This window comes from Streptomyces sp. NPDC002602 (assembly GCF_042889445.1).
In the GTDB taxonomy this organism is placed as follows: domain Bacteria; phylum Actinomycetota; class Actinomycetes; order Streptomycetales; family Streptomycetaceae; genus Streptomyces.
This window is the reverse complement of record NZ_JBIAQX010000001.1, coordinates 64,091-90,204: the sequence shown is the minus strand read 5'-3', so window position 1 is coordinate 90,204 and position 26,114 is coordinate 64,091. Positions and strand designations below refer to the sequence as shown.

At 71.0% G+C, this 26,114-nt stretch carries 19 protein-coding genes; 4 read left to right on the top strand and 15 right to left on the bottom strand.

The window, feature by feature from the left end:
* Positions 1-135 precede the first annotated feature (135 nt).
* Positions 136-765: a hypothetical protein gene (locus ACFYW3_RS00360; RefSeq protein WP_351750709.1), complete on the top strand. Its 630-nt coding sequence runs from the start codon at positions 136-138 to the stop codon at positions 763-765.
* A 355-nt stretch (positions 766-1,120) separates the two neighbouring features.
* Here ACFYW3_RS00360 and ACFYW3_RS00355 read toward each other — a convergent pair whose 3' ends face one another.
* The 3 genes from ACFYW3_RS00355 to ACFYW3_RS00345 all read right to left on the bottom strand — a co-directional run bounded on the left by ACFYW3_RS00355 (position 1,121) and on the right by ACFYW3_RS00345 (position 3,188).
* On the bottom strand, positions 1,121-1,750 hold the full coding sequence (locus ACFYW3_RS00355; protein WP_389385097.1) for a hypothetical protein: 630 nt from the start codon (positions 1,748-1,750) through the stop codon (positions 1,121-1,123).
* Positions 1,751-1,792: 42 nt separating this feature from the next.
* Positions 1,793-2,503: a ribonuclease HII gene (locus tag ACFYW3_RS00350; protein WP_267802482.1), complete on the bottom strand. Its 711-nt coding sequence runs from the start codon at positions 2,501-2,503 to the stop codon at positions 1,793-1,795.
* An 82-nt stretch (positions 2,504-2,585) separates the two neighbouring features.
* Entirely contained in the window at positions 2,586-3,188 is a 603-nt protein-coding gene (locus ACFYW3_RS00345) for a TetR/AcrR family transcriptional regulator (RefSeq protein WP_389385096.1), read from the bottom strand.
* 142 nt (positions 3,189-3,330) lie between these two features.
* Here ACFYW3_RS00345 and ACFYW3_RS00340 point away from each other — a divergent pair, with 142 nt between their 5' ends.
* The gene (locus tag ACFYW3_RS00340) at positions 3,331-4,884 is read left to right on the top strand and encodes an MFS transporter (RefSeq protein WP_351750705.1); all 1,554 of its coding nucleotides are present in this window, start codon (positions 3,331-3,333) and stop codon (positions 4,882-4,884) included.
* Between the two features lie 73 nt (positions 4,885-4,957).
* On the opposite strand, the gene ACFYW3_RS00335 is transcribed toward ACFYW3_RS00340, so the two are convergent.
* The 5 genes from ACFYW3_RS00335 to ACFYW3_RS00315 form a co-directional block, all read right to left on the bottom strand.
* Positions 4,958-6,817: a DUF4153 domain-containing protein gene (locus ACFYW3_RS00335; protein WP_389385095.1), complete on the bottom strand. Its 1,860-nt coding sequence runs from the start codon at positions 6,815-6,817 to the stop codon at positions 4,958-4,960.
* 247 nt (positions 6,818-7,064) lie between these two features.
* Positions 7,065-7,979, bottom strand: a complete 915-nt coding sequence (locus ACFYW3_RS00330) for an ADP-ribosylglycohydrolase family protein (protein WP_351750701.1) — start codon at positions 7,977-7,979, stop codon at positions 7,065-7,067.
* Between the two features lie 11 nt (positions 7,980-7,990).
* Complete coding sequence (locus ACFYW3_RS00325; protein WP_053676307.1) at positions 7,991-8,650, bottom strand: histidine phosphatase family protein; 660 nt, start codon at positions 8,648-8,650, stop codon at positions 7,991-7,993.
* Between the two features lie 72 nt (positions 8,651-8,722).
* Positions 8,723-9,328 carry a YdbC family protein gene (locus ACFYW3_RS00320; RefSeq protein WP_053676308.1) on the bottom strand — a complete coding sequence of 202 codons (606 nt, stop codon included), beginning with the start codon at positions 9,326-9,328 and terminating at the stop codon, positions 8,723-8,725.
* A 32-nt stretch (positions 9,329-9,360) separates the two neighbouring features.
* Entirely contained in the window at positions 9,361-10,197 is an 837-nt protein-coding gene (locus tag ACFYW3_RS00315; RefSeq protein WP_389385094.1) for an arylamine N-acetyltransferase, read from the bottom strand.
* Between the two features lie 62 nt (positions 10,198-10,259).
* On the opposite strand from ACFYW3_RS00315, the gene ACFYW3_RS00310 reads away from it, so the two are divergent.
* Positions 10,260-11,219 (top strand): DUF1152 domain-containing protein, encoded by a 960-nt coding sequence (locus tag ACFYW3_RS00310; RefSeq protein ID WP_389385093.1) that lies wholly within the window; start codon positions 10,260-10,262, stop codon positions 11,217-11,219.
* A 175-nt stretch (positions 11,220-11,394) separates the two neighbouring features.
* Here the strand turns inward: ACFYW3_RS00310 and ACFYW3_RS00305 are convergent, their stop codons facing one another.
* Entirely contained in the window at positions 11,395-14,283 is a 2,889-nt protein-coding gene (locus ACFYW3_RS00305) for a vitamin B12-dependent ribonucleotide reductase (RefSeq protein ID WP_389385092.1), read from the bottom strand.
* Positions 14,284-14,438: 155 nt separating this feature from the next.
* Entirely contained in the window at positions 14,439-14,954 is a 516-nt protein-coding gene (gene nrdR / locus ACFYW3_RS00300) for a transcriptional regulator NrdR (RefSeq protein ID WP_267803481.1), read from the bottom strand.
* A gap of 470 nt (positions 14,955-15,424) precedes the next feature.
* Here nrdR and lexA point away from each other — a divergent pair, with 470 nt between their 5' ends.
* On the top strand, positions 15,425-16,216 hold the full coding sequence (gene lexA / locus ACFYW3_RS00295) for a transcriptional repressor LexA (protein WP_267827719.1): 792 nt from the start codon (positions 15,425-15,427) through the stop codon (positions 16,214-16,216).
* A gap of 108 nt (positions 16,217-16,324) precedes the next feature.
* Here lexA and ACFYW3_RS00290 read toward each other — a convergent pair whose 3' ends face one another.
* The 5 genes from ACFYW3_RS00290 to ACFYW3_RS00270 all read right to left on the bottom strand — a co-directional run bounded on the left by ACFYW3_RS00290 (position 16,325) and on the right by ACFYW3_RS00270 (position 26,056).
* Positions 16,325-18,295 (bottom strand): ATP-dependent DNA helicase, encoded by a 1,971-nt coding sequence (locus tag ACFYW3_RS00290; protein WP_351750693.1) that lies wholly within the window; start codon positions 18,293-18,295, stop codon positions 16,325-16,327.
* Between the two features lie 52 nt (positions 18,296-18,347).
* Complete coding sequence (locus ACFYW3_RS00285) at positions 18,348-20,204, bottom strand: IucA/IucC family protein (RefSeq protein WP_389385091.1); 1,857 nt, start codon at positions 20,202-20,204, stop codon at positions 18,348-18,350.
* Positions 20,205-20,297: 93 nt separating this feature from the next.
* Positions 20,298-20,981 (bottom strand): GNAT family N-acetyltransferase, encoded by a 684-nt coding sequence (locus tag ACFYW3_RS00280; protein WP_351750690.1) that lies wholly within the window; start codon positions 20,979-20,981, stop codon positions 20,298-20,300.
* A gap of 30 nt (positions 20,982-21,011) precedes the next feature.
* The gene (locus ACFYW3_RS00275; protein WP_389385090.1) at positions 21,012-22,748 is read right to left on the bottom strand and encodes an IucA/IucC family protein; all 1,737 of its coding nucleotides are present in this window, start codon (positions 22,746-22,748) and stop codon (positions 21,012-21,014) included.
* Positions 22,749-24,736: 1,988 nt separating this feature from the next.
* A complete protein-coding gene (locus tag ACFYW3_RS00270) occupies positions 24,737-26,056 on the bottom strand; it encodes a diaminobutyrate--2-oxoglutarate transaminase family protein (protein WP_389385603.1) in 1,320 nt (439 codons plus the stop codon).
* Positions 26,057-26,114 lie beyond the last annotated feature (58 nt).

Genomic DNA, 26,114 nt, shown 5'->3' with positions numbered 1-26,114 from the left:
CATTGCCCCATCCTCGCGGGCCACGCGAGAATCGGAGTGCTCCCGCTCGGCTCGCCGGCACTCTCCAGGGCCGTGCTGCGGCGCGCCCGCATCCCAGCCGTGCCCGTACGCGGGCGTGTACCCGAAGGGAGGACCGTGACCTTCGGTTTCGCCCCGACCTCCACCACGTCCCTGACAACGGCCACCGGTGGCGCCATCCGGCACGGAAGACTTCTCGAACCGGCCGAGTGGACGTCGGCGGGGGTGCCCCTGCTGACCAATCCCCGCGAGATCGTCACCGGTCTGCACGCCCGGCACGGTCCGGTGCCGACCACCGCGGTGATCGCCGTCCTCGGCCCCGACGAACGCCTGGTCGCCAGTGCCTCGTTCGTCCACCGGTCGGCCTCGGCCGACGGGTGGGAGTACCGCAACGCCCTGCTGTCGCGGTTGCGCCGGGTGCTCCCGCACGACCTGCGTCGACGGACGCCGGTGCGGACGGCGGTGCTGATGTACTGCCGTGACGGCGACGAGCGGTGGACCGAGGAGGACGGGGCCTGGATGTGGGGGCTGCGGGACGCCTGCACCCTGCACGGGCTGCGGTGTGGCGCCTACATCACTCTGACCCCGGGCGGGTGGCAGGTCCTGGGGGAGGATCGTGGCGGGCGGCGGCCCGGATCGGACTCCCGGCCGGAGCCGCTGGGCTCGACCGCGGCGGAGTTCGCTCCGGTGAGCCTGCGTACCGGCGGCGGCGCGGCCGAGGCCCTGCGGCGTACCGCCGCGCGCTGATCGGCGTACCGTGCCCCGCCCGCCGGGGCGCGGAACCCGTACGGGCACGGAATCCGTGGGGCCACGGCATCCGTACGGTCGCCACCGGGTCCGCGTACGCCGCGTGCGCGGATCCCACCGGCCACAGACCAGTGGCCTGCGGCCCGGTGGGGTGCGCGCACGCACGCGGACGGGCGCACGAACGCGGCACCACCCGGCACCACAAGCCTGTCCCGGGGCGCGTGCGGAACACGACACCCACGGGCAGCCCTCACGGCCGCGCCCGAGGATCCGGGCGCACGGCGGGTCGGGCCTCGGACTTCAGCGGGGCCGCCTCACGGCCTGCCCCGCCCCCGTCCGCACCAATGGGCGGGCGTCAGACGCCCGCGCCCAGCACGGAGTTGATCCGCTGCGCGTCGCCGCACACGATCAGCAGCGTGCCGGCCCGGGCGAGTGCGACCGGCAGCGTACGGGCCGCGTCCTCGACCGATCCGCCGTTGACCGCGAAGACCACGACGGGACGGCCCGCGGCGCGCTGGACCTGCGCCGCGTCCGCGTAGAAGACGTCGTCCCCGGCGTCGTGCTGAGCCCAGTACGCGGCCTCGCCGAAGGACAGTTCGTGCGCGGCCCACGGGTGTGGGTCGCCGGTGGTGAGCACCAGGATGTCGCCGGGCGCGCGCCCGGTGTCGAGCAGCAGGTCCACGGCTTCCTCGGCCGCGTCCAGCGCGCCCTCGGCGGATGCCGGGATCAGCTGGACCTGTGGGACCGCCGCGGAGACGGACGGGACGGTGGCCTCAGGGATGGGTCCGGGGGTGGCCTGCGCCGCGGGCGGGGCGGGTCGGACGGGACCGGGGCGGCCGGGCCGGGGTACGGCGGCGGGACGCGGACCAGGTACGGGGCGGGGGGTCTGCGCGGTGCGGCTCGCGGCCGGCGTGACGCGGGGACCCTGGGCACTCTCGTGAATCTGAGACTCCTCGGTTGAGAGGCTTGAGTTGACATCTTTCAAACACCGGTACGAAACGTACCGGCGGGTGGCACGTGGACGCGATCAGAAATCGAACCCGAGTTGGCCTCCGTTTTCCAGCTCCACGCTCTCCTCGCTGCGACGCACCTTCTTGAGGTGCCGCCAACGGGGCAGCGCGTCGAGGTACGACCACGAGAGCCGGTGGTACGGGGTGGGCCCCAGCTCCTCCAGCGCCGCCCGGTGCACGGGCGAGGGGTAGCCGGCGTTCGCGGCGAAGGCGAAGTCCTCGATTCCACCGCCCTGTTCGGCCAGGTCGGCCATCATCCTGTCGCGCCGGACCTTGGCGATCACGGATGCGGCCGCGACGGCGACGCAGGACTGGTCCCCCTTGATCACCGTCCGGACCCGCCAGGGCGAACCGAGGTAGTCGTGCTTGCCGTCAAGGATCACCGCGTCGGGCCGCACCGGCAGGGACTCCAAGGCGCGCACCGCGGCGAGCCGCAGGGCCGCCGTCATCCCGAGCGCGTCGATCTCCTCGGGGGAGGCGTGCCCGAGCGCGTGCGCGGTGACCCAGTCCTCCAGGACGTCGAGGAGCGCGTCGCGTCGCTTGGGGGTGAGCAGTTTGGAGTCGGTGAGTCCCGCGGGCGGCCGGCGCAGGCCGGTGATCGCCGCGCACACGGTGACGGGTCCGGCCCAGGCCCCTCGTCCGACTTCGTCGACCCCGGCTATGACCTTGGCGCCGGTGGTTGCACGGAGGGAGCGTTCGACGGCGTGGGTGGGTGCTTCGTACGGCATGGCGCCAGCAAGGGTACGCCGCCCCGCGCCGCCTGCACACCCCGCCCCGGGCCGGGGCGTGGGGCGAGACCGGCCGGCCGGTTCACGGTCTGAGCATCGGCACCATGACGCGGTCGATCAGTTCCGCGATGTCCGGGTCCTCCCATTCACTTCCGTACACCTTTGCGCGATACATGAACATGGCCGGGATCACGTCGGTGACGAATGGAGCCGCTGCGTCCACACGGACGTCACCCCGCTTGATTCCGCGTTCCACCAGATCCCTGATCAGGTCTTGAGCGGGTTCGTGCAGCCCTTTCCAGATCACCCCCCGAAAGCGATCGGCGTGAATGTGATCGCATTCGTGAAGCACCGCACGCAAGGCCTCGCCGGCTCGCGACCTCATCACGTCACGCATCCGCGCACACAGCCGGTGGAGGTCCTCGCGAATCGATCCGTGATCCTCGATCTCACCCAGTGACGGCAATCCGGCCCGCAGCACCTCCACGACCAGTTCCGCCTTCGACGGCCAGCGGCGATAGACGGCCGCCTTGCCGGTGCGCGCGCCGGCCGCGACGGCCTCCATCGTGAACGCGTTCCAGCCGACGGTGCTCAGCTGTTCCAGGGCCGCGTCGAGAATCGCCCTTTCGAGCTCCGGTCCCCGTCTGCGCCCCGGCGCGGCCTCCGACCAGCCTGAACCCGTCATGCCCCCACCCCCCACCGTCCCGTGCGTGCCCGTCGCACGAATTTTCAGCCTTAGTGAACGCTTGTGTTCACTAAGCGCCGGCTCCTACCGTGGACCCGCAGTGAACGGATGCGTTCACTATTTCACTTTGGGGGGATCCTCAGTGACAAGCACTCAACTGGCCACGCCACGAATACCCGGCGCCGCCCGACATCCCGGGCGCCCGGGAGTGGCACTCACGGTCATCGCCGCCTGCCAGCTCATGGTGGTTCTCGACGCGACGATCGTGAACATCGCGCTCCCCCACATCCAGACCGCGCTCTCCTTCTCCACCACCGACCTGTCATGGGTGATCAGCGCGTACACCCTGGCTTTCGGCGGCCTGCTGCTGCTCGGCGGCCGGGCCGGCGACATCCTGGGACGGCGTCGCGTCTTCATCACCGGCATCCTGCTCTTCACCCTCGCCTCGCTCCTCGGCGGCTTCGCCCAGGAGCCCTGGCAACTGCTGGCGGCCCGCGCCCTCCAGGGAGTCGGAGGGGCGATCGCCTCCCCGACCTCGCTCGCCCTGATCACCACGAGCTTCGCCGAGGGCCCCGAACGCAATCGCGCCTTCGGCGTGTTCGCCGCCGTCTCGGCGGGTGGTGGCGCGATCGGCCTGTTGACGGGCGGCATGCTCACCGAGTGGCTCAACTGGCGTTGGGTCCTCTTCGTCAACGTGCCGATCGGCATCCTGATCGCCGTCCTCGCGCCGCTCTACATCAGCGAGTCCGAACGCCATCCCGGTCGCTTCGACATCGCCGGGGCCCTCACGTCCACCGGTGGCATGGCCTCGCTCGTGTACGGCTTCATCCGCGCGTCGGAGGACGGTTGGCGCGACGAGCTCACCCTCGGCTCCTTCGCCGCCGCCGTCGTACTCCTCGGGTTGTTCGTGCTCGTCGAATCGCGGGCACGCGAACCGATCATCCCGCTGCGGATGTTCGCCGACCGCAACCGCGCCGGCACCTACGTGATCATGCTCGGCCTGGCCGCCGCGATGTTCGGCATGTTCTTCTTCATCGTCCAGTTCGTCCAGAACGTGCTCGGTTTCTCGCCGATCCGTTCCGGGCTCGGCTTCCTGCCCGTCACCGTCGCCATCGTGACGGCCGCCGGACTCTCCCAGCGTTTCCTGCCGCGATTCGGGCCCAAGCCGTTCATGGTCCTCGGGTCCGCGCTCACCGGGGCGGGCCTGACCTGGCTGACGTTCATCCGCACGGACAGTTCCTATGTGTCCGGGGTGTTGGGTCCGATGCTCCTCTTCGGCTTCGGCATGGGGCTCAACTTCGTGACCCTCACCCTCACCGCCGTCTCCGGGGTGGCGCCGAGGGAGGCCGGCGCGGCCTCCGGTCTGCTCAACGCCGCCCAGCAGGTCGGCGGCTCGCTCGGTCTGTCCATCCTGGTCACCGTCTTCGGCACGGCCGGTCGCGACGAGGCGGAGAAGCAGGTCCCCGCGTTCCTCGCGCAGGCGGAACCGGAGCAAGTGGCGGCCTTCAAGGCGACCGGCCGGCTGCCCGACCCGTGGGGCGACATCGTCCTCACCCAGGGCATCTCCACCGCTTTCATCGCCGCCGTGGCGATGGCCGGACTCGCCTTGGCGACAGCGCTGTTGGTGATCCGGGTACGCAAGAGCGACCTGGAGGCCCTCAACGGAACCGCCGAGAAGGCCGGCCCCGTGGGCTGAGCACGGCCCGATGGAGGGCCGCCGGGCGCATGCGGCACGGCGGCCCTCCCCCGGCGCCCCCTGCGTGCGGACCTCAGTACTCGCTGCGGCCGCCGTACAGGCCGAGCCGTACGCAGTCGCGGGCGGTGGCCGTGACCGGGCGGGCGTCGAGAATCCGGCGCGCGCGGGACTGCGCCAGGCTCGTCGCGTACCAGGGTGCGCCCTCGGACTCCGCCAGGTCGTCGCGGACGCCGATCAGGGCGCAGGAGCGCTGGGGCTCGGGCAGGCGGTCCAGCGCGGGGGCGGCATCGGCCGACAGATGGCGGAAGTACTCCACGTCGATCTTCTCGTCCGACGTGTACCGGGCGACGTTCGTCTCGGCGATGATCCCGTCCGGGGACATCAGCCCGAAGACCAGGACGGTCGCGGCGGCGCTGCCGGCCACCGCACGGGCCAGCCAACGCCCGCCGAACACGCCGGCCGCCATGAGCAGCACGATCACGAGCCCGAGCCACAGTTCCACGGTGACCACCGACAGTCGTAGGCGGGTCAGCCCGTACGCGTCCACGTACAGGTCCATCCGGCGCACCGCGGAGGCGACCACGACCAGTGTCAGCAGACACAGGGTGCCCAGGACCACCCGGACGAAGCGGCGGTCGCCCGCACCGCCGCGGGGCGCCCAGCGCAGCGCGAGGGCGATGACGGCCAGGACGAACACGGTGGCCCAGAGCAACTGCCAGAAGCCCTGGCGGGCGTACTCGGCGTAGGGCAGGTCCGTGCGGTCCAGGACCTTGTCGTACCCGCCGAACAGGACGGCCAGTTGCACGGCGATGAACCCCGCGAACAGCAGATTGAGCACGACGAGAGGAAGTGCCCACTCAAGGCGGGAGCGCGGCTTGCCGGGGGTCGTCGCGACGCGATCCCAGCGCGGCGGAGCCGCGGCGGTCCGGGCGACGGACAGGGCGCAGAGCGCGCCCACCAGGAACAGGGCGACACGGAGCGGGCTCTCCCCGACGGAGACATCCGGGGTCAGGCCGCCCAGCAGGTCCGCGAACGCCGCGTCGGCGGAGGCGAACAGCGCCCCGAACACGAGCAGGAGGACGACGGCCACGACCATCGCCTTGGCAATGGGCAGCCAGCGCGTACGGTCCACCCCGCCCCCGCGCGAACGCACCCCCGCCCACGCCCAGCCGACCCCGGTGACCGCCGCGTCGACCAACCCGAGCGGGCTGAGCAGCACACCCGGCCAGCGGCGCGTTCCGTGCAGGGCCAGCGCGGCCAGGAGGACTGCGGCGAGGACCGCGAGCGTGGACGGCCAGGCGGAGTCGCGCAGGGCAGGGACGGCGAGCAGGGCCACGCAGCCGAGGGACCAGACCACGGTCCAGGGCCGGACCGTGCGACCGGCCGCACGGGCGGCGACGTACGCGGCGACCATGGCGGGCAGCGCGGCGAGCACCAGCCCGGGGCCGACGCCGTCGCCGAGGAAGACCGCGGTGGCGAGACCGGCGACGAGCACGGCGACCAGAGTGGCGGTGCGGATCGGAGCGGGCGGCGCGGACCGGACCCGCCCGGCCAACGACGCCCGCGCCCGCGCCGCGGCGTCGGCCTGGGCCTGCTGCCACCGCGGACCCTTCTGCTGGGCCACCCAGACGTGCCAGGCCACGGAGTCGAAGCCGGGCGAACCGGGAGGTGCCGGCGGCGCCGCGGCCGCGGGACCGGGGCTCGCGGCGTCGACCGGCGTGATTGCCTCGGCCGGAGTGGCTACCGGAGTGGCTACCCGAGGCGTGGCTCCCGGGGCCCCCGCCCCCGAGGCCCCCACCCCGGGAGCCCCGGCGCCGGACGCACCGACTCCGGACGTCCCGGTCCCGGTCCCGGTCCCGGGTTCCGCGGACCCCTCGGCGGCGGACTCGCCTCCGGTCGCATCGCGTTCGGCCTTGTCAGCGTTCTCAGACATCAGGTCCCTCCCCTGACAGCCGCTCCCGGAGTGCGTGAGACGAGAGCGGCGAAGCGGACAGGGTAGGCCGGGGCCAGACAGTTTTGAACATATTCAAGAAGCCCTTGTGTCAGGACCGTGACATTCGGATCGACTCGCCCCCGCCACGTCCACGCACCGGGCCGCCCCACGGCAGGACAACGCGAAGGGCGCCCGGGTACCAGAGGTACCCGGGCGCCCTCGGCCCGTAGGGTTCGAACCGGACGAACTAGCGCGCCGCGTCCGGCAACCACGCGGGAAGGGCCTCGGTGCGCGCGCGCCACGCCGCAGGCAGCACCGCGTCCCCCCGCGCGCCCAGCACCCCGCCGACGATCGCGCACGTCGTGTCCACATCCCCGCCCACCTGCGCGGTGGTCCAGAACGCCCGCTCGTAGTCGTCCAGTGCCCGAGCCGCCGACCACAGCGCGAACGGCACGGTGTCGTGGGCGCTCGTGCGCCGGCCGCAACCCAGGACCGCCGCGACCGTGGTCGCGTCGTCGTAGTCGAGCATTCCGCGCGCCCGTCGCAGTCCGGCGCCGACCGCGCTGCGCGGCACCAGCGCGATCACCGCGTCCAACAGGTCGGCGGCCTTCGGCGGGCCGGCCGAAGCCGCCGCCAGCGAGGCGGCCGCGGCGACGGCCATCGCCCCGCAGACCGCCTCGCGGTGCTGGTGGGTGGTGTACGCCGAGATCTCGGCCTGGTGGGTGGCCTGCTCGGGGTCGTCCGCGTACCAGGCTCCCAAGGGCGCGATCCGCATGGCGGCCCCGTTGCCCCACGAGCCCTGGCCGTTGAACAGTTCGGCCGCCTGCGTGCGCCAGTCCGCGCCTTCTCGGATCAGCCGCAGCATCCGGTTCACGGCGGGCCCGTAGCCGCGGTCGAAGTCGTGGTGGTGGGCGAAGGACAGCGCGAGCGCGTCCTGGTCGATGCGCCCGTGCTCGGCGAGCACGGCCACCACGGAGCAGGCCATCTCGGTGTCGTCGGTCCATTGCCAGGGCTCGGTGCCGGCGGGGACCTCACGCCGCTTGAGCCGTGGATAGTTCACGGGAACGAAGTACTGGGAGCCCAGGGCGTCACCCAGCGCCAGCCCTCGGAGGCTGGACATGGCGCGTGCGTAGCGCCTTTCGGAGGAGGAATCAGCGGTCATCGCGCGCCACTCTAGCCGTCCAGGTCATAAGGCTCGGGTGTGGTCCACCGCTCAAATGGGCGGTCCATCCGGTACCGGCCGTCCGAGCCGAGCAGCAGCGCGCGGAATTCCCCGTTCCCGGGGTTGGACAGGCACTCGAACTCGGCCACCGACCAGTGGAACCAGCGCATGCAGAACAGCCGCATCGTCAGCCCGTGGGTCACCACCAGAACGTTCTCCGGGTGGTCCTCGGCCTCGAAGCTCCGGTAGAGGCTCTCCAGAAAGGAACCGACGCGGTCATAGACGTCCGCGCCCGATTCCCCCTGGGCGAATCGGTAGAAGAAGTGCCCGTAGGCGTCCCGGTACGCCTTCTGCAAGCGCACGTCGTCACGGTCCTGCCAGTTGCCCCAGTCCTGTTCACGCAGTCGGGGTTCCTCGCGCATCCGGACCCGGGTCGGGTCCAACCGCAGCTCGCGGAAGGTCTGCAGGGTCCTGCGGTACGGGGAGACGTAGGCGCTGATCGACTCGTCGCCGAAGAGTTCGCGCAGCCGTACGCCGGCCTCGGCGGCCTGTTCCCGGCCGGTCCGGGTCAGGCGCAGGGCATGGTCGGGCTCCCGCTCGTACACCGTGTCGTCGGCGTTCCCCTCCGACTCCCCGTGTCGAACAAGGACGATGCGCCGTGGTCGAACCATCCCACGACCCTATTCGGACATCTCGTCCCCCGCGCACCGGGCTCGCCGCTCACGCCCGCGTTCGTCGTACGGTCATACCGTCCAGGAGGGTTCGAGGTCGACCACGTCTCCCGTGAGCGCCTCCACGTCGGCCTCGGTCTGGGCCCGCAGCGACAGTCGCTCCACCCGCTCCTGTCTGTACTTGCCGTGTTCGGCGGCCGCGCGCCACATCGACAACACCAGGAACTCGCGGCCCGGGGCCTCCCCGAAGAGACCCCGGATCATGCCGGGCGAACCGGCCATGGCCGGGTTCCACACCTTCTCCTGCATGAGCGCGAAGTGGTCCACGCGACCCTCACGCACCCGGGTGTGGGCGACCCGGACGACATCGGCGTCCGAGAAGCGTGGCTCGAAACCGGTCTTCACGTCGAAGCGGTGATCGAAGAGCGTGACCCGCGCGTCGGTGAAGGTGCCGTTCTGGGACGCGGCCAGCCGGTCGTGCGAGCGGGCCATGAAGGAGTCGTAGAAGGAGCGGCTCTCCCAGAACGCGAAGACGTGCGCGACGCCTTGCCGGCCCCGGCTCCATCCGCCGCCCTGTCCCCGGAAACCCGGCTCCCCCGGAAGCCCCGCCCATTTGCGCTGCCCACGCTCGAACCCGCGTCGGTCCGTCACCGTGCAGCGAATCCACTTGACCAGCACCGCGCCATCGTACGGGCCAGGCGCGGTCCGGGTCAGTCCCCGGCGCGGTGGATCCGCACCAGTTCGGCGGCGTCCCGCTCGGGCAGTCGAAGCCCGAACTCGCGGTCGAGCACGGTGATCAGCTCGTCCGGTTCCACGCTCTCCCGAGCGAGGCGTCCGTCCGGATACAACCGGGTGAGTTCCCTCCCCACGAGGGCCACGCGCACGGAGTCCCCCGGGTACTGGACGATGACCTTGCCGACGAACGCGGAGCGCGGGTGCGAGGAGCTGTAGTGGTTCAGCACCACGTAGTCGACGGGGTGGTAGGCCTGTGGCGAGAACGCGTAGAGGTCACGCCACTCCTCCCCGCGCGGTGAGCGGAGCACCAGGACACCGTCCTCCTCCGCTCGGACGGCATACGTCCACTGCCCTTGCCGCACCTCGACTCCGGTACGCGCGAGCGGTACGGGCTCGCGCGGTCCGGGGTGCCCGAACCCGGCGTCGCACAGCCATGGTTCGCCCTCGACGGTGACGACGAGGACGGCGTGCGTCACCGCGAGCAGCGTGTCACCCCGGGTGCGGTTGCGGGCCCCGCGTCCGGCGACCTCGAAGCCGATCCGCTCCAGGGCGGCGGCCAGCAGCGAGTTCTGTTCGTAGCAGTAGCCGCCTCTGCGGCCGTGCACGATCTTGTCCTGCAGTGCCTTGACGTCCAGCGCGACGGGACGGCCGAGCGTGACGTCCAGGCTCTCGAAGGGAATGGCGGCGATGTGCGCCCGGGTCACTGCGTACAACGTCTCCAGGTCGGGCCGGAGTTCCCGGCCGCCCGCCCCGGTCTCCAGGCCGATCCTCGCCAGATAGGCGTCCAGATCCAACTCGTCAGAACTCCACACGTCTTCCCGCTCCCCCGCGAACCCCATGGCACCCGATCGGCGCGCCCCACACAATGATCGGCATGACGGCACTCCACACCAACCCACTCTTCGACCGTCTCGCCGATGCCGAGCGGATCCTGGTGGCCGGGGCGGGAGGCGGCTTCGACGTCTACGCGGGCCTGCCGATCGCGCTCTCCCTCCTCCACCAGGGCAAGGAGGTCCACCTGGCGAGCCTGTCCTTCAGCGCGCTCGCGGGCCTGCCCACCGAGGACTGGATCGTCCCCGACGTCGCCGTGATCACCCCGGACACCGCCCCTCATCAGGCGTACTTCCCGGAACGCGCCCTGGCCCGATGGCTGAAGCTGCACGGCTATCCGGCCGTCGTCCACGCCTTCCCCCTCATCGGGGTACAGCCGCTCCGGGCCGCCTATCGGGCACTCATCGACCTCCACGACATCGACGCGGTGGTTCTCGTCGACGGCGGCACGGACATCCTCATGCGGGGCGACGAAGCCGGTCTCGGCACCCCGGAGGAGGACCTGACCAGCGTCGCGGCGCTGGCGGCACTGGACGACGTACCGCAACGCCTCGTGGTCTCGGTCGGCTTCGGTGTGGACGCCTACCACGGGGTGAGCCACGCCCTCGTGCTGGAGAACATCGCGGCGCTGGAACGCGAGGGCGCCTACCTCGGGGCGTTCTCGATATCCCGCGCCACCCGTGAGGGCGCGCTCTTCGTGGACGCCGTGGCCCACGCCCAGGACCAGACCCCGGATCGCCCCAGCATCGTGAACGGCTCGATCGCGGCGGCCGTGCGGGGCGAGTTCGGGAACGTCCAGTTCACCCGGCGCACACGTTTCAGCGAGCTCTTCGTGAATCCGCTGATGTCCCTGTGTTTCGCGTTCGAGCTGTCCGGTCTGGCCGCCCGGTGCCTCTACCTGGACCGCATCGAGAACACCCACCTGATGCGACAGGTCCATTCCGAGATCTCGGCCTTCCGGGACGAGACGATCACCCGCCCGTCGCGCACCATCCCGCACTGACGCCCTGAGCCCTGAGCCCTGACGCTCTGCGCCGAGGCCTCGTCCCCGGATCGGCCGGCCCTTGACGCGTACGGCGAAGGGGACCGACCACCAGGTCGATCCCCTTCGTGAGCCATCGCTCAGCCGGCCGTGCGTGATCGCGCGGGACGACCGTCCCGCGCGATCACGCCCGGAGTCAGCTGCAGCCGCTGGTGGAGCCGCAGCCCTCGCAGATGTAGCAGGAGCCGGCGCGCTGCATCTTCGTACCGCAGGAGAAGCACAGCGGGGCGTCGGCGGAGACACCCAGCTGCATCTCGACGAGTTCGGCGCTGGAGTGCGCCGTCTTCGGGGCCGCGGCCGTGCCGGCCGTGACCGGCTTCGGAGCGGGAACCGCGGCGAGCGGGGCCGACTGGGCCAGCGTCTCGGTGTCGATCTGCTCGCCGTCCAGCGGCTCGTAGGAACCGGTGTCGAGGTGACGCTGACGCTCCTCGGCGGAGTGGATGCCGAGGGCGGAGCGGGTCTCGAAGGGCAGGAAGTCGAGCGCCACGCGACGGAAGATGTAGTCGACGATCGACTGCGCCATCCGCACGTCCGGGTCGTCCGTCATACCGGCCGGCTCGAAGCGCATGTTCGTGAACTTGGAGACGTACGTCTCCAGCGGGACGCCGTACTGCAGACCGACAGAGACGGCGATGGAGAAGGCGTCCATCATGCCCGCGAGGGTCGAGCCCTGCTTGGACATCTTCAGGAAGACCTCGCCCAGACCGTCGTCCGGGTAGGAGTTCGCCGTCATGTAACCCTCGGCGCCACCGACCGTGAAGGAGGTGGTGATCCCCGGGCGGCCCTTGGGGAGGCGCTTGCGGACCGGGCGGTACTCGATGACCTTCTCGACCGCCGCGCGGATGGTCTCCTCGGCCTTCTCGGTGACCTCGGCCTTCTCCGCTTCCTTCTTCTTCGCGGAGAGGGGCTGACCGACCTTGCAGTTGTCGCGGTAGATCGCCAGCGCCTTGACGCCCAGCTTCCACGCCTCGAAGTAGATCTCCTCGATCTCCTCCACGGTCGCCGTCTCCGGCATGTTGACCGTCTTGGAGATCGCACCGGAGATCCAGGGCTGGATCGCGGCCATCATGCGGACGTGGCCCATCGCGGAGATGGAACGCTCGCCCATGGCGCAGTCGAAGACCGAGTAGTGCTCCGCCTTCAGACCCGGGGCGTCGACGACCACACCGTGCTCGGCGATGTGGGTGACGATCGCCTCGATCTGCTCCTCCTGGTAACCCAGGCGGCGCAGGGCCTGCGGGACGGTGCCGTTGACGATCTGCATCGAGCCGCCGCCGACGAGCTTCTTGAACTTGACCAGCGCCAGGTCCGGCTCGACACCGGTGGTGTCGCAGGACATCGCGAGGCCGATGGTGCCGGTCGGCGCGAGGACGGAGGCCTGGGAGTTGCGGAAGCCGTTCTTCTCGCCGAGGCGCAGGACGTCCTGCCATGCCTCGGTGGCCGCGGCCCAGATGGAGTTGTCCAGGTCCTGGGTGCGCGGTGCGACGGCGTTGGCGTCGGCGTGCTGCTTCATGACGCGCTTGTGCGAGTCCGCGTTGCGGGCGTAGCCGTCGTACGGACCGACGATCGCGGCCAGCTCGGCGGAGCGCTTGTACGCCGTGCCCGTCATCAGCGAGGTGATCGAGGCGGCGAGGGTGCGGCCGCCGTCCGAGTCGTACGCGTGACCCGTGGCCATGAGCAGGGCGCCGAGGTTGGCGTAGCCGATGCCCAGCTGACGGAAGGCGCGGGTGTTCTCGCCGATCTTCTGGGTCGGGAAGTCCGCGAAGCAGATGGAGATGTCCATCGCGGTGATGACGAGCTCGACGACCTTGGCGAAGCGCTCGGCGTCGAAGGCCTGGTTGCCCTTGCCGTCGTCGTCGAGGAACTTCATCAGGTTCAGCGAGGCGAGGTTGCAGGACGTGTTGTCCAGGTGCATGTACTCGCTGCAGGGGTTGGACGCGGTGATGCGGCCCGACTCGGGGCAGGTGTGCCAGTTGTTGATCACACCGTCGTACTGGATGCCCGGGTCGGCGCAGGCCCACGCGGCCTCGGCGAGCTTGCGGAAGAGCGCCTTGGCGTCGACCTTCTCGATGACCTCGCCGGTCATGCGCGCCCGCAGGCCGAACTCGGTGCCGTTCTCGACGGCCGTCATGAACTCGTCGTTCACGCGGACGGAGTTGTTGGCGTTCTGGTACTGGACGGACGTGATGTCGTCGCCGCCCAGGTCCATGTCGAAGCCCGCGTCGCGCAGGGCGCGGATCTTCTCCTCTTCCTTCACCTTGGTGGCGATGAAGTCCTCGACGTCCGGGTGGTCCACGTCCAGGACGACCATCTTGGCGGCGCGACGGGTGGCACCACCCGACTTGATCGTTCCAGCGGACGCGTCCGCGCCCCGCATGAAGGAGACCGGGCCGGAGGCGTTGCCGCCGGAGGAGAGGAGCTCCTTGGAGGAGCGGATGCGGGAGAGGTTCAGGCCGGCGCCGGAGCCGCCCTTGAAGATCATGCCCTCTTCCTTGTACCAGTCGAGGATCGACTCCATGGAGTCGTCGACGGCCAGGATGAAGCAGGCGGAGACCTGCTGCGGCTGGGGCGTGCCGACGTTGAACCACACCGGCGAGTTGAAGCTGAAGATCTGGTGCAGGAGGGCGTAGGTCAGCTCGTGCTCGAAGATCTCCGCGTCCGCGGGCGAGGAGAAGTAGTCGAAGTCCTCGCCGGCCTTCGTGTACGTCTTCACGATCCGGTCGATGAGCTGCTTCAGGCCGGTCTCGCGCTGCGGGCTGCCGACCGCGCCGCGGAAGTACTTGCTGGTGACGATGTTGACCGCGTTCACCGACCAGAAGTCGGGGAACTCGACGCCACGCTGCTCGAAGTTGACCGAACCGTCGCGCCAGTTGGTCATGACGACGTCACGACGCTCCCAGCTCACCTCGTCGTACGGGTGCACGCCCGGGGTGGTGTGGATGCGCTCGATCCGCAGGCCGCTCTTGGTGGCCTTGATTCCCTTGGCTCGGGAACCTCGCGCCGAGCTGCTCGCCGTCTCTGTCATGGCCGCCTCCCATATGCGGGCAAAAACGCCCTAAAGTGCCAGCGCTATTCCGCGGCACGGTGCTGTGTGTCTTGTATCTACGAATCTGCTCCCGGCTACCGCCGGGAGGCGCCTCGAACCGACCGGGCAGACCGGGTGCTGAGCGGCCCGTCAGGTCAGTCGGAGGCGGAGGCGGGCACGGGGACGACCGAAGGGGTCCCACCGGGCTCGACCTCAGGGGGATGAGGCCGCCGCTCGCGCAATTCCACGATGGCGGTCTCGAAGTCTTCAAGGGTGTCGAACGCTTTGTAAACGGATGCGAACCGCAGGTAGGCGACGAGGTCGAGTTCCTGCAACGGGCCGAGTATGGCCAGACCCACGTCATGGGTGGTCAGTTCGGCACTCCCGGTGGCGCGCACCGCCTCCTCGACCCGCTGGCCGAGCTTGGCGAGGGCGTCCTCGGTGACCGGTCGCCCCTGGCACGCCTTGCGGACGCCAGAGATGACCTTGGAGCGACTGAAGGGTTCGGTCACCCCACTGCGCTTGATCACCATCAGCGAGGCCGTCTCCACCGTCGTGAAGCGACGGGAGCAGTCGGGGCACTGACGGCGCCGCCGGATCGACGTCCCGTCGTCCGTGGTGCGGCTGTCGACCACGCGGCTGTCGGGGTGCCTGCAGAAGGGGCAGTGCATGGTTCCCTCACCCTCCTTCTCGGCACGACTGAATCACCCCACGGAGCCCCTGAACGGCGGAGAAAACGCCCCGCCGGGGGCTCGTGAAGCAGCCACCAGCATATGCGATGTCGGGGGCTCCGGCGGACCGAGGACCACAACTTCTGGGCGGCAGCGCTCATCCAACCACTAGATCTTGGGTTGCGGTGGATTTACATCGCTCAGCGTGTCGCGTCGTGAGCCGACCGCGTTCGGGTGCCCTCCGGTGCCACACTGGACGCCGGCCCGGACCCCGGCGATCCAACCCGGAAGGGTACCGTAAGCAGCGAGCGCGGGACCGAATCCGCGTTCGACGGACGGCCTGCCTATACACCTCCCACGGCATCTCAAGTGAACGATCCTTGCTTTTTCACTCGAACGTGTGTTTGGCGCAACCTTTCGAAAGCTACTACCGTTGTCCAGCTAGGGAGAACATTTCGAGAGGGGCCGACGTGACCACGACCGCAGACAGTGCCACCATCACTGCCCAGAACCGCTCCCAGAGCCGACTTGAGCCGGTGCATGCCATGAATGACGCAAGTCAGAATCCGGAGACGGAGCCCGCACGCCCCGCTCGCTCGCTGCCAGGGCGACCTCCAGGCATCCGCGCCGACAGTTCCGGACTCACGGATCGGCAGCGGAGGGTCATCGAGGTCATCCGCGACTCCGTGCAGCGCAGGGGCTACCCGCCGTCGATGCGGGAGATCGGCCAGGCGGTGGGGCTGTCCAGCACCTCGTCGGTCGCGCACCAGCTGATGGCCCTGGAGCGCAAGGGCTTCCTGCGCCGCGACCCGCACCGCCCCCGGGCGTACGAGGTGCGCGGCTCGGACCAGCCCAGCTCGCAGCCCACGGACACGACCGGCAAGCCCGCCGCGTCGTACGTTCCCCTGGTGGGCCGGATCGCGGCCGGCGGCCCGATCCTCGCCGAGGAGTCCGTCGAGGACGTCTTCCCCCTCCCCCGCCAGCTGGTGGGTGACGGCGAGCTCTTCGTCCTCAAGGTCGTCGGCGACTCGATGATCGAGGCCGCGATCTGTGACGGTGACTGGGTCACCGTCCGGCGCCAGCCCGTCGCGGAGAACGGCGACATCGTCGCCGCGATGCTGGACGGCGAGGCCACGGTCAAGCGGTTCAAGCGCGAGGACGGCCATGTCTGGCTGCTCCCGCACAACGCCGCCTACCAGCCCATCCCGGGTGACGAGGCGACCATCCTCGGCAAGGTCGTCGCCGTACTGCGCAGGGTCTGACCCTCGCGCCCTCAGCCAGCTCCGGGACCTACTGCGCCGGTCCCGGAGCTGCTTCGTGTCCGCCTCCGTTCGGTGCCCCTGCCGGCTCCGCCGCTTTCTCGGGTACGGCTACTTGCCGTCCGCCTGGGCGGTCGCGTCGATGGCGGCCAGCGAGCGACGGACCTGGTTCCGGTCGGTGGTGTACCAGAAGTCCGGGAGCGTGGCCCGCAGGAAGCTGCCGTAGCGAGCCGTCGCCAGTCGGGGGTCCAGGACCGCGACCACGCCCTTGTCGCCCGTTGCCCGGACGAGTCGGCCCGCGCCCTGTGCCATCAGCAGCGCCGCGTGTGTGGCGGCCACCGCCATGAAGCCGTTGCCGCCCCGTTCCTCGACCGACTTCTGTCGCGCGCTCATCAAGGGGTCGTCGGGACGTGGGAACGGGATCCGGTCCATGATCACGAGCTGACAGCTGGGACCCGGCACGTCGACGCCCTGCCACAGCGAGAGCGTCCCGAACAGGCAGGTCTTCGGGTCCGAGGCGAAGGCCTTGATCAACTCGCCGAGCGTCTCCTCGCCTTGGAGCAGGATCGGGTGGTCGAGTCGCTCGCGCAGTTCCTCGGCTGCCGCCTTGGCGCCCCGCATGGAAGAGAAGAGGCCGAGGGTGCGACCACCGGCCGCCTCGATCAGCTCGGCGAGCTCGTCCATCATGTCGCCGCGGGTGCCCTCCCGGCCTGGTGTGGCCAGGTGCTTGGCGACGTACAGGATTCCCTGCTTGGGGTAGTCGAACGGGGAACCCACGTCCAGTCCCCGCCAGACGGGAGCATCGTCGCCCTCCACCCCTTCCGGGGACAGGCCCATCGACGCGGCCACCCCGTTGAAGTCCCCGCCCAGCTTGAGCGTGGCGGAGGTGAGGACCACCGAGCGGTCCTCGAACAGCTTCTCCCGCAGCAGCCCGGACACCGACAGCGGTGCGACGCGCAGGGTGGCACCGAAGCGGTCGTGCCGCTCGTACCAGACGACGTCGTATTCGGAGCCGAGGACGATCCGCTCCGCCACGCCGTGAATGCTCTCCACGGCGGCGAGGGCCTGCTTGCGCACGGCGTCCTCGTCCTGAACGGACTTGTCACGGGTGTTGCCGATCGCCGAGATCACGTTGCGCGCGGAGTCGCGGAGGGACATCAGGGCGTAGCCGAGGTCTTCGGGGACCGTCTCCAGCCGGCCCGGGAGCGCCAGTTCCATGACGCGCTCGAACGACTCGGAGGCGGTCTGCAGGGCGTCGGCGGTCTTCTCGTCCACGAGCTTCGCGGCGCGCTTCACGGCCCGGTTGACCTGCCCCGGGGTGAGCTCGCCGGTAGCGACGCCCGTCACCCGGGAGACCAGCTCGTGGGCCTCGTCCACGATCAGTACCTCGTGCTGCGGCAGCACCGGGGCGCCTTGGATGGCGTCGATGGCGAGCAGCGCGTGATTGGTGACGACCACGTCGGCGAGTTTGGCCCGTTCACGGGCGGCCTCGGCGAAGCACTCGGCGCCGTAGGCGCACTTCGTCGCACCCAGGCACTCGCTGGACGAGACGGAGATCTGTTGCCACGCCTTGTCGGAGACGCCCGGCGTCAGGTCGTCACGGTCGCCGGTCTCGGTCTCGTCCGCCCAGTCACGCAGGCGCAGGAGATCCTTCCCGAGCTTGCTGCTGGGGGTGGCCGCCTCGAACTGGTTGAAGAGGCCCTCCTCCTCGTCCTGCGGTGCGCCCTCGTGCAGACGGTGCAGGCACAGGTAGTTGGAACGGCCCTTGAGCATGGCGAACTGCGGGCGGCGCCGGAGCTGCGGATGCAGTGCCTCCACCGTCCGGGGCAGGTCGCGCTCGACGAGCTGGCGCTGGAGGGCCAGGGTCGCGGTGGCGACGACCACGCGCTCGCCGTGTGCGAGGGCGGGCACCAGGTAGCCGAGGGACTTGCCGGTACCGGTGCCTGCCTGGATCAGCCGGTGGGAGTTCTCGTCGATCGCTTCGGCAACGGCTTCGGCCATGGCCACCTGGCCGGGCCGCTCCGTGCCGCCGACGGCGGAGACGGCGGCATGCAGCAGGTCGGGGAGGGAGGGCTTCGTCATAGCGCTGCCAAGCCTACGGGGCGCCACTGACAGTGCCCGCACCGACGAGTGATCACGATCGGTGAAGGGGGTTGGGGACGGTGCCGTGCGTGACGGCGTGCGGGCGGTCCGGACGGTCGCGGTAGCCGTCCTCGTGGAGTCGGTTCCGGTTGAGGCAGAGCCGGTCGATCCTCTCGCTGAGCAGGTCGAAGAGCTCGAAGCGCTCCTTGAGATCCGGGAACCGGGACTGGTGGTGGAGGATTTCCGCCCGGACGAGGGACCAGAAGTCGTCCTCGGGGACGCCGAGCCGGTCATCACAGATGGCGGACAGGTAGCGGAAGACGCCGATGAACAGTCCGGAGTGGATGAACTGGGTGAGGAAGGCCGGCGGCTCGGTGAGGAGGGCGGCGCGGACCTCCGCGGGCATCGACTCGTGTTCGGGCAGCGGCTCGCGGCTGATGTTGATGTCGTCCACGAAGTCCTTGACGGCCAGCCGGACGGGGACGTCGTTCTCGTCGAAGACCACGATGGCGTTCTCCCCATGCGGCGAGAAGACGGTTCCGTAGCGGTAGAGGAAGTGGAGCAGCGGCGGCAACAGGGCGGCGAAGAGTCGCTGGAGCCACACGGCGGGGGTGAGCCCGGAGCGGGCGACCAGCTCCGCGGTGAAGGAGCGACCGCGTGGGTCCGTGTGCAGGAGCGAGGCGAGGGTGCGGGCCCGCTCGCCGGGGGCGAGACGGCCGGTCAGCGGCTCGCGCCAGATCGCCCCGAGGAGTTCCTTGTACTGGTACGGGACCTCGGGGAGCCGGTCGTAGACGGGGTGGCGGACGGTGACGGACGCGACCTCGCCCAGCAGGATGACCCCGCATTCGTCACGCAGGAAGGGATCGGAGTCGCGAAGGGAGTGGATCCATCCGGTCACGGCGGGGGCGGCGAGCGCGAGATCCGAGGGCAGGCCCCGCCAGACCATGGTGTTGAAGACGGAGAGCGGCAGTTTGACACTGTGCCGGTCGGGTCGGGTGAGGTTGAGGAAGGTGCGGATCGACTGTTGCGGAAGGCGCATGTCGAGGTCCGCGGGCAACGGCACCAGGGCGCCCGACGCGAGGGCCGGTGCGAACAGGGGCAGCACGATCTCGTCCCACTGCCAGGGGTGCACGGGAAGGTAGAGGTAGCCGCGCGGGTCGAGGCCGCGGACGCGCAGGACCTGGTCGAAGCCGGCCCGGGTGACGGGGTCGAGTTCGGCGGAGTAGAGCCGGGCGGGGTCTTCCAGACCTGCCACGCCGCGGTACTCCGCGAGGGAGGTGTGCGCGGCGAGCCAGGGCAACCGCTGTCGGGTGCGGGCCTCGGGGGCCCAGGCGGCGGTGTCGGAGGCGGACAGTCCGATGCGGCCTTTGTTGAGGACGAGCCAGGGGTGGCCCGTCTGGTGTCCTTCCAGCGCGGCGTAGTCGAGGTCGGCGAGTACGTCGGCGGTCAGGGCGTGGTGATCGAGGCGGGCGTCGGCGGCGAGGGTCGCGCTCAGCTCGCGGACCAGATGGCCGAGGGTCTCTCCGTCGAGTCGGAGGAGGGTGCGGGCTCGGACGAGGAACTCGTACGGATCACCGAACGCGGTCGAGCTCTCCGAGGAGGAAGGCGGCGGAGTGAGCGTGATGGTGTCGGGGGCGACCTGCCAGCTCCCGTACGAACGCCGGCGCGCGCGGAACCCGAGACGACCGCCGTCGTCGAGGGTCAGGGTCCAGGCATCGCCCGCGGCGGACGGAGTCGGGACGGGGCTGACGATCTCCTCGTACGCGAATTCGCCGAGCATCTTGGCGAGCAGCGTGCGGGCCGCGAAGTCCCAGGTCGAAGCGTTGATCTCGGGCGGAGTGACCGGGTGCTGAGGCGACGGGGGCAGGGCGGGCTCCGGGGAGTCGGGGGCTTCGGGAAAATTCGGCACGGGACTCCTCGGAGATCGGGAACTTTGCTGCGTGACGCAGAGTTTTCGAAGGGAGAGGCGTGAGGCGGATGCTTCGGAGCGGTGGGGCGGCGATCAGATGAGGTTGCGCAGCGCCCGCTCCCGCATCATCAATGCCGCGCGCTTCTCGGGAAGGTCGATTTCGGCGGAATAGCGAAAGCCGGAGTTCAAGAAGGCTGATACGGAGGGGGTGTTGCGGATGTCCGGTTCGGCGATGACGCGTGTGCAGCGTGGACGGTTGTCGAGCAACAGGTCGGCGACGGCGCGCAGCAGGGTGGCGCCCAGACCTCGGCCGCGGTTCGTGCCGTCTCCGATGAGCAGGTGGATACCGGTGTCGTGGGGGCGTGCCGGGTAGTACCGGGCGAGCGGGTCGAGGTCGGCCCGGTAGATCTCCCAGTAGCTCATCGGCGTGCCGTCGAGGAGGCCGAGGCAGGGAATGTTGTGGCCGTCGCCGTCGAGCTGGGCCCGCAGGTGATCGGCGGTGGTCGAGGCCGGTCCGGCGAGTTCCCAATAGGCGGCCACCTCCGGGTCGTTCATCCAACCCACGAGGAGGTCCAGGTCTCGACGTGGGCGTACGGGTTCGAGGCGGAAGGCTCCGGCAGCGGTGGCGACGGCGCCCCATGTGGCCGGGGAGTCGAGCAGGTCGGCCTCGGCGAGCAGGGGCCAGCGCTGCGGGAGGCGGCGCATGGCGCCGAGGTAGTAGCCGGTTGTGGTGAGGGCTGAACCGACGGGACCGGACGAGGTGTCGGTGGAGGGCATGGGGCTCTTCTCCGTGTCGGTGCGGACGCTTCAGTCGTGGAGGGGGTTGGTGATGGTGACGTAGACGGACTGGGTGTCGACGGGGCCGACGAGTTCGTCGAGGCCGCCCAGGCGGGTGAGGAGGTTGGCTTTGCAGCGGAGGGTGGGTGAGTCGAGGAGTTGGGCGGGGAGCGGCCCGAGGCCCGCGTTCTTCCCGAGGAAGCGGCGGAAGGCGGCGAGGAGTACGCGTTCGTCGGCGAGGTGTTGGGATCCGAAGGCGCCGATGAGGCCGAGCACGTTGTTGATGCCGAGGTAGTAGGCGAAGCGTTCGTCGGTGACGGCGTCGGAGACGAAGGTGTCGCTGGCGCTGCCGATGCCGGGGAGCCGGTGGTGCAGTTCCGCCCGGTGGGAGTCGCGGAAGTAGTAGCCCTGGTTGTCGCGGTAGCGGCCGCCGATCGGCCAGCCGGCCGGGTCGAGGAGCACCAGGGTGTTCTGTTGGTGCGCTTCGAGGGCGACTCCGGCGAGCGCGTCGAGGGCGAGGATCGGCAGGACCACGTGGTCGAGGTAGCGCAGGAACCACTCGGCGGCGACGGCGGGGACGGCGCGCCCGGTGGAGGTGGCGAGCCGGGTGACTGTCTCGGCGAGCGGGGAGCGCATCGTGGTTCCACCGGGCCACGGGCGCGGAGTGGTCAGCGCGGCGATGCAGAGGGCGTCGTTGCCGGAGCGGAAGGGGTTGTGGCGCAGCAGGGCGTCGAGTCCCGGGACGGGTGTGCCGTCGAGGGAGTCGACGGCGACCCAGGCGGGGTCGCGGACGATGTCGAAACCGGGGTGGGACGACTGCCACTGCTCGGCGAGTCCGGTGCGCAGGAGGCGGTGGACCTCGACGCCGCGGTGGAGTTCCTTGCGGAGGTTCTCCCTGCGGGAGTTGGTGATGCGCAGGCCCAGGGACAGCTTGAGCATCGCGGGGGAACCGGGGCGGTGGACGGTGCGAATGGAGGAGGTGGGGTACCAGGGGTCGCCGTACGGGCCCAGATCGGTCAGTAGTCCGGCATCGCACAGGGCGGCCACGGCCGGGCGTTGGAGGAGGTCGCGGGCCTGCCAGGGATGCAGCGGAAGAAGGGTGGTGCCGGTGGGCGGTTGGAGGCCGGGCGCGAGGCGGACGAACAGTTGGGCGGCGGAAACCGGGCGGCCTCGTTCGGTCCAGGCGGAATCGGTGGCGAGGACGGCGGGCGCGACCGCGAACCAGTGCAGGGGGAAGGAGCCGTGGAGTTCGGGTGAGTAGCGGCGCACCTCGGCTTCGGAGAGGCCTTCGCGGCTCTTCGGGGTCGGGTGCAGGGGATGACCGAGAAGGAGGGACTGTTCGGCGGTGAGGAATCGGTCCTCGGCGACGGGCGCGGGGGCGGCGGGGCGGGCTCGCCGGTCGGCGATGAACTCCGCCGTGCGCTGGACCGAGTCGGCGACCCGGCCGACCAGATCGGCGCCGCCCCGGCCGGTGCCCTCACGTGCGATGAGCGCGGCGAGGGTCACGGCGTCCAGGGCGGGGGCTTCGGCCGGGGCGCCTTCGATCCGGGCGGGAGCGAAGCGGTGCCAGCCGGCCTTGGACCAGTGCCGGACGGCGACGAGCACCGCCGTGCCGGATGCGGGGAGGGGGATGCGGAGCGGTGTTCCGGCGGGCCCGTCGGGGCAGCCGAGGCCACTTTCGCGGACCCAGCACCGCAGCAGGTTCTCCACCGCGGCGGCTTCGGCGGCGACGGCCGGGTCGGGGTGGTCGAGGAGATCGGGGAGCATCGCCGATTCCGGTCCGACAGGACCGGCTCCTGCTGCTCCGGATCTACGGTTCCCGCCCAACTGCCGTGGCACGCCAACACCCGGGGACACCGCCGTGTGGTGTGGTTCGGCCGCCACCTCGTCCCGGACCACCGCCTCGGCCGGGGACGCTGGATCGACTGTGGATGTCGGGGCGGCTTGGGAGCGGTCGGCTTCCGGGGCGGCCGGGGCGCGGTGGTGTCCCGGCAGGTCCGGTACGCGGTCGGGCTCCGGACCTGCCGGCGGAGCGGCCTCGGGCGCCGGAGCGATGGCAGGACTGGAACCGGAACTAGGGCTGAGGCTGGGGCTGGGGCTGGGGCTGGGCACAGCCTCGTAAGTGGGCGGGGTGTCGAAGCCAGGTGCGGTGTCGGAACCGGGCGGGTCCTGGCGGGTGTCCGCTGTCGGTGTCGACTCCGGCCGGGCGCCCGGGGTCGGCGGGTTGGGTGCCGAGGTGGGGGCGGTATCTCGTACCGGATCCGGTACGAGAGGGAGTGAAGGGGTGTCCTCCCGGAACGACGCCTGGCTCGGGGACGACGCATGGGCCTGGCCGGGTCCGCCCTCTCCCGGGTCGAGGGACCGGGCCTCGGCCGGAACAGGTCCCGAGCCGAGCGAAGTGGGGGCGAGCCAGAGAAGCGGGGTGAGGTCCTGGCCCGTGACCCCCTGCGCGGGCGTGCCGTGTGGGGGCTGGGCGGCGGACAGGGGACCGTTGTTCGGGGCCGGCCGGGCCTGGCTCGCCGCCGGGGCGGGATCCGGGGCCGGCCAGGAGGCCATGGTGGCCAACGCCGGGATCCGGTGACGTGTCGCCAAGTCCGGGACGGGCGTCCGTGTACCCAGGGGCGCGTGGGTTGAGGCCCGGATGCCAAGGGGCTCGGACCTGACCGGGACGTCCGGGTCGGTGTGGTCGGGGGCCTGTGCGGGGCGAGCCACCGCCCAGTCCAGGGCCGCCGTCGGCGCCAGAACCGGTACTGACCACGCCTCCGCCGCCGGGGTCTCCCGAGCCGGCGTCCCGCCCGAAACCGAGGCTAGGCCGGGGGCGAACGCCCTCGGCGTCGAAGTCGCAGTCGCAGTCGTATCCAGCGTCGAGACCGAGTCGACCGGGTTCGCGACCTCCGGGGCGCTGGCCGTGCCCGTGGTCGGGACGGCCGGACCGGCGCCCCGTGGCGAAGTCGAGGGAGCCGACACCTCGGCAGCCGAGGTGGCCGAGGTGGCCGAAGCCGGGCTCGGGGTCCTGACCAGTGCGGCCGCAGCCGAGGCGGGCGGACCCGCGGTGGCCGGGGCTGAGGCCATAGGGGCGCCGACCGGGTCGGGGGTACGGACGGCCGGGGCCGCGCGGTCGAGAGGAAGGACCGGGTCGGGAGCTTCAGGCGCGGCAGCGAACGGGGCGGGGTGGGCCGTGCCGGAAAGCGGGGAGGGCCCCGGGCTCGGATCGCAACCACCGCCCGGGCTGAACTCCGGGCCTGGCACCTCCACAGGGCCCGAGACCTGCGCTCGGCCCGGAACCTGCGCCGGGCCCGAGACCTGCACTGGGCCCGGAACTTGCGCCGGGCCTGGCACCTGCGCCGGGCCCGAGACCTGCGCTCGGCCCGGAACCTGCGCCGAGCCCGGGCCTGGCACCTCCACCGGGCTGAGGCCCAAGCCTGGATCGCCGCCCGCTCTCCCGCCAAACTCCAAGGCCGGGCTCTCCCCCGGCCGGAGGGCCCGGCCCGACCGGCGGCCCTCGGCCGGACTGGCTTCGGGGCTCGGAGTCGGCCTCGGGCTGAATTCCGCCCTCCGGCCCGGCTCCGGGCTCCGGCCCGACTCCGGGCTTGGGCCCGGCCCAGGGCTCGGGCTGAACCCCGGGCTCGTGCCGGGCGCCGGCGTGAGGTTTGGCGTGGGCGTGAGGTTCGGCGTCGGGCTGCCGGCCCTCGGGGACGGGGTGGGGTGGGGGGTGGAGGAGTCCGGCATCGGGGGTCCTTGGGGTGCGGGTGAGATCAGTGGGTCCGTCGGGCGGTGGCGGCGATGGCGTCGGCCAGCCGCTCCAGGACGGCTGCGGCCTGCTCGTCGGTCAGGGTCAGCGGGGGTAGCAGGCGGACCACACAGGAGTGACGGCCCCCGAGTTCGACGATCAGCCCGCGGTCCAGGCACTCCTGGCGGACGGTGCTGGCGAGGTCCGGGGCGGCGTCCCCGGTGTCGGGGTCCACGAGTTCGATGCCCAGCATCAGGCCGCGTCCTCGTACGTCGCCGATGCACGGATGGTCGGCGGCCAGTGCGCGCAGGGCGGTCAGCATGCGTTCGCCCAGTACCCCGGCGCGTTCCGCGAGGTTGTTGCGGCGGACGTAGGAGAGGGTGGCGGTGCCTGCGGCCATGGCCAGTTGGTTGCCGCGGAACGTGCCGGCGTGGGCCCCTGGCGCCCAGACGTCGAGTTCGGACCGGTAGACGATCACCGCGAGCGGCAGGCTGCCGCCGATGGCCTTGGACAGCACCATCACGTCGGGCACCACTCCCGCGTGGTCCACGCCCCAGAAGGCCCCGGTGCGCCCCACACCCGTCTGGACCTCGTCCGCGATCAGGGGGATCCCCCGGGCCTGGGTGATCTCACGCATCCGCCGGAGCCAGTCGTCCGGGGCGGGGTGGACGCCGCCCTCTCCCTGTACGGGTTCGACGATGAGCCCGGCAGGGGTGGGTACTCCGCCCTTCGGATCGTCGAGCAGGCTCTCGGTCCAACGGGCTCCGAGTCGGGCGCCCTCGGCTCCGCCGACGCCGAACGGGCAGCGGTGGTCTTGTGGGTACGGAAGCCGGGTGACCCGTACGTCGGGGGCTCCACCGGAGGCGTCCAGTGCTCCCGCCGTCATGCCGTGGTACGCGCCCGTGAAGGCCATCAGCCCGGAACGCCCGGTGGCGGTGCGGACCAGTTTGAGCGCGGCTTCGACGGCGTCCGTCCCGGCCGGCCCGCAGAACTGGATCCGGGCGTCGGCCGCGAGCGCTGCCGGAAGGTTCGCGAACAGCTCGGTGGTGAAGGCGTCCTTGACCGGGGTCGCCAGGTCGAGGACGTGTAGCGGTGCCCCGGAGTCGAGGACGCCGCGGATGGCTTCGAGCACCACGGGGTGGTTGTGCCCGAGGGCGAGGGTGCCCGCACCGGACAGGCAGTCGAGGTAGCGGCGTCCGTCCGCGCCCTCGATCGTGAGGCCCCGGGCGCGCACCGGAACGATGGGCAGCGAGCGCGCGTATGTCCGGGCGGCGGACTCTCGTTGTGCCTGCCTGCGCAGGATGGTTTCGGCGGCGACGGGTCCTCTGGTTCCTTGCGGCGGGATCTGCTCCGCGGCCGCGGCCGACTCGGTGAAAGCCTCGCTCAAAGCCACGAGTGTCGGT

What these genes read in the sequence shown, in the direction of transcription:
- ACFYW3_RS00350 (WP_267802482.1), bottom strand. Translation starts at nt 2,503, where the DNA reads ATGCCGTACGAAGCACCCACCCACGCCGTCGAACGCTCCCTCCGTGCA.
- ACFYW3_RS00345 (WP_389385096.1), bottom strand. Translation starts at nt 3,188, where the DNA reads ATGACGGGTTCAGGCTGGTCGGAGGCCGCGCCGGGGCGCAGACGGGGA.
- ACFYW3_RS00335 (WP_389385095.1), bottom strand. Translation starts at nt 6,817, where the DNA reads ATGTCTGAGAACGCTGACAAGGCCGAACGCGATGCGACCGGAGGCGAG.
- ACFYW3_RS00330 (WP_351750701.1), bottom strand. Translation starts at nt 7,979, where the DNA reads ATGACCGCTGATTCCTCCTCCGAAAGGCGCTACGCACGCGCCATGTCC.
- ACFYW3_RS00325 (WP_053676307.1), bottom strand. Translation starts at nt 8,650, where the DNA reads ATGGTTCGACCACGGCGCATCGTCCTTGTTCGACACGGGGAGTCGGAG.
- ACFYW3_RS00310 (WP_389385093.1), top strand. Translation starts at nt 10,260, where the DNA reads ATGACGGCACTCCACACCAACCCACTCTTCGACCGTCTCGCCGATGCC.
- ACFYW3_RS00305 (WP_389385092.1), bottom strand. Translation starts at nt 14,283, where the DNA reads ATGACAGAGACGGCGAGCAGCTCGGCGCGAGGTTCCCGAGCCAAGGGA.
- nrdR (WP_267803481.1), bottom strand. Translation starts at nt 14,954, where the DNA reads ATGCACTGCCCCTTCTGCAGGCACCCCGACAGCCGCGTGGTCGACAGC.
- ACFYW3_RS00290 (WP_351750693.1), bottom strand. Translation starts at nt 18,295, where the DNA reads ATGACGAAGCCCTCCCTCCCCGACCTGCTGCATGCCGCCGTCTCCGCC.
- ACFYW3_RS00280 (WP_351750690.1), bottom strand. Translation starts at nt 20,981, where the DNA reads ATGCCCTCCACCGACACCTCGTCCGGTCCCGTCGGTTCAGCCCTCACC.
- ACFYW3_RS00275 (WP_389385090.1), bottom strand. Translation starts at nt 22,748, where the DNA reads ATGCTCCCCGATCTCCTCGACCACCCCGACCCGGCCGTCGCCGCCGAA.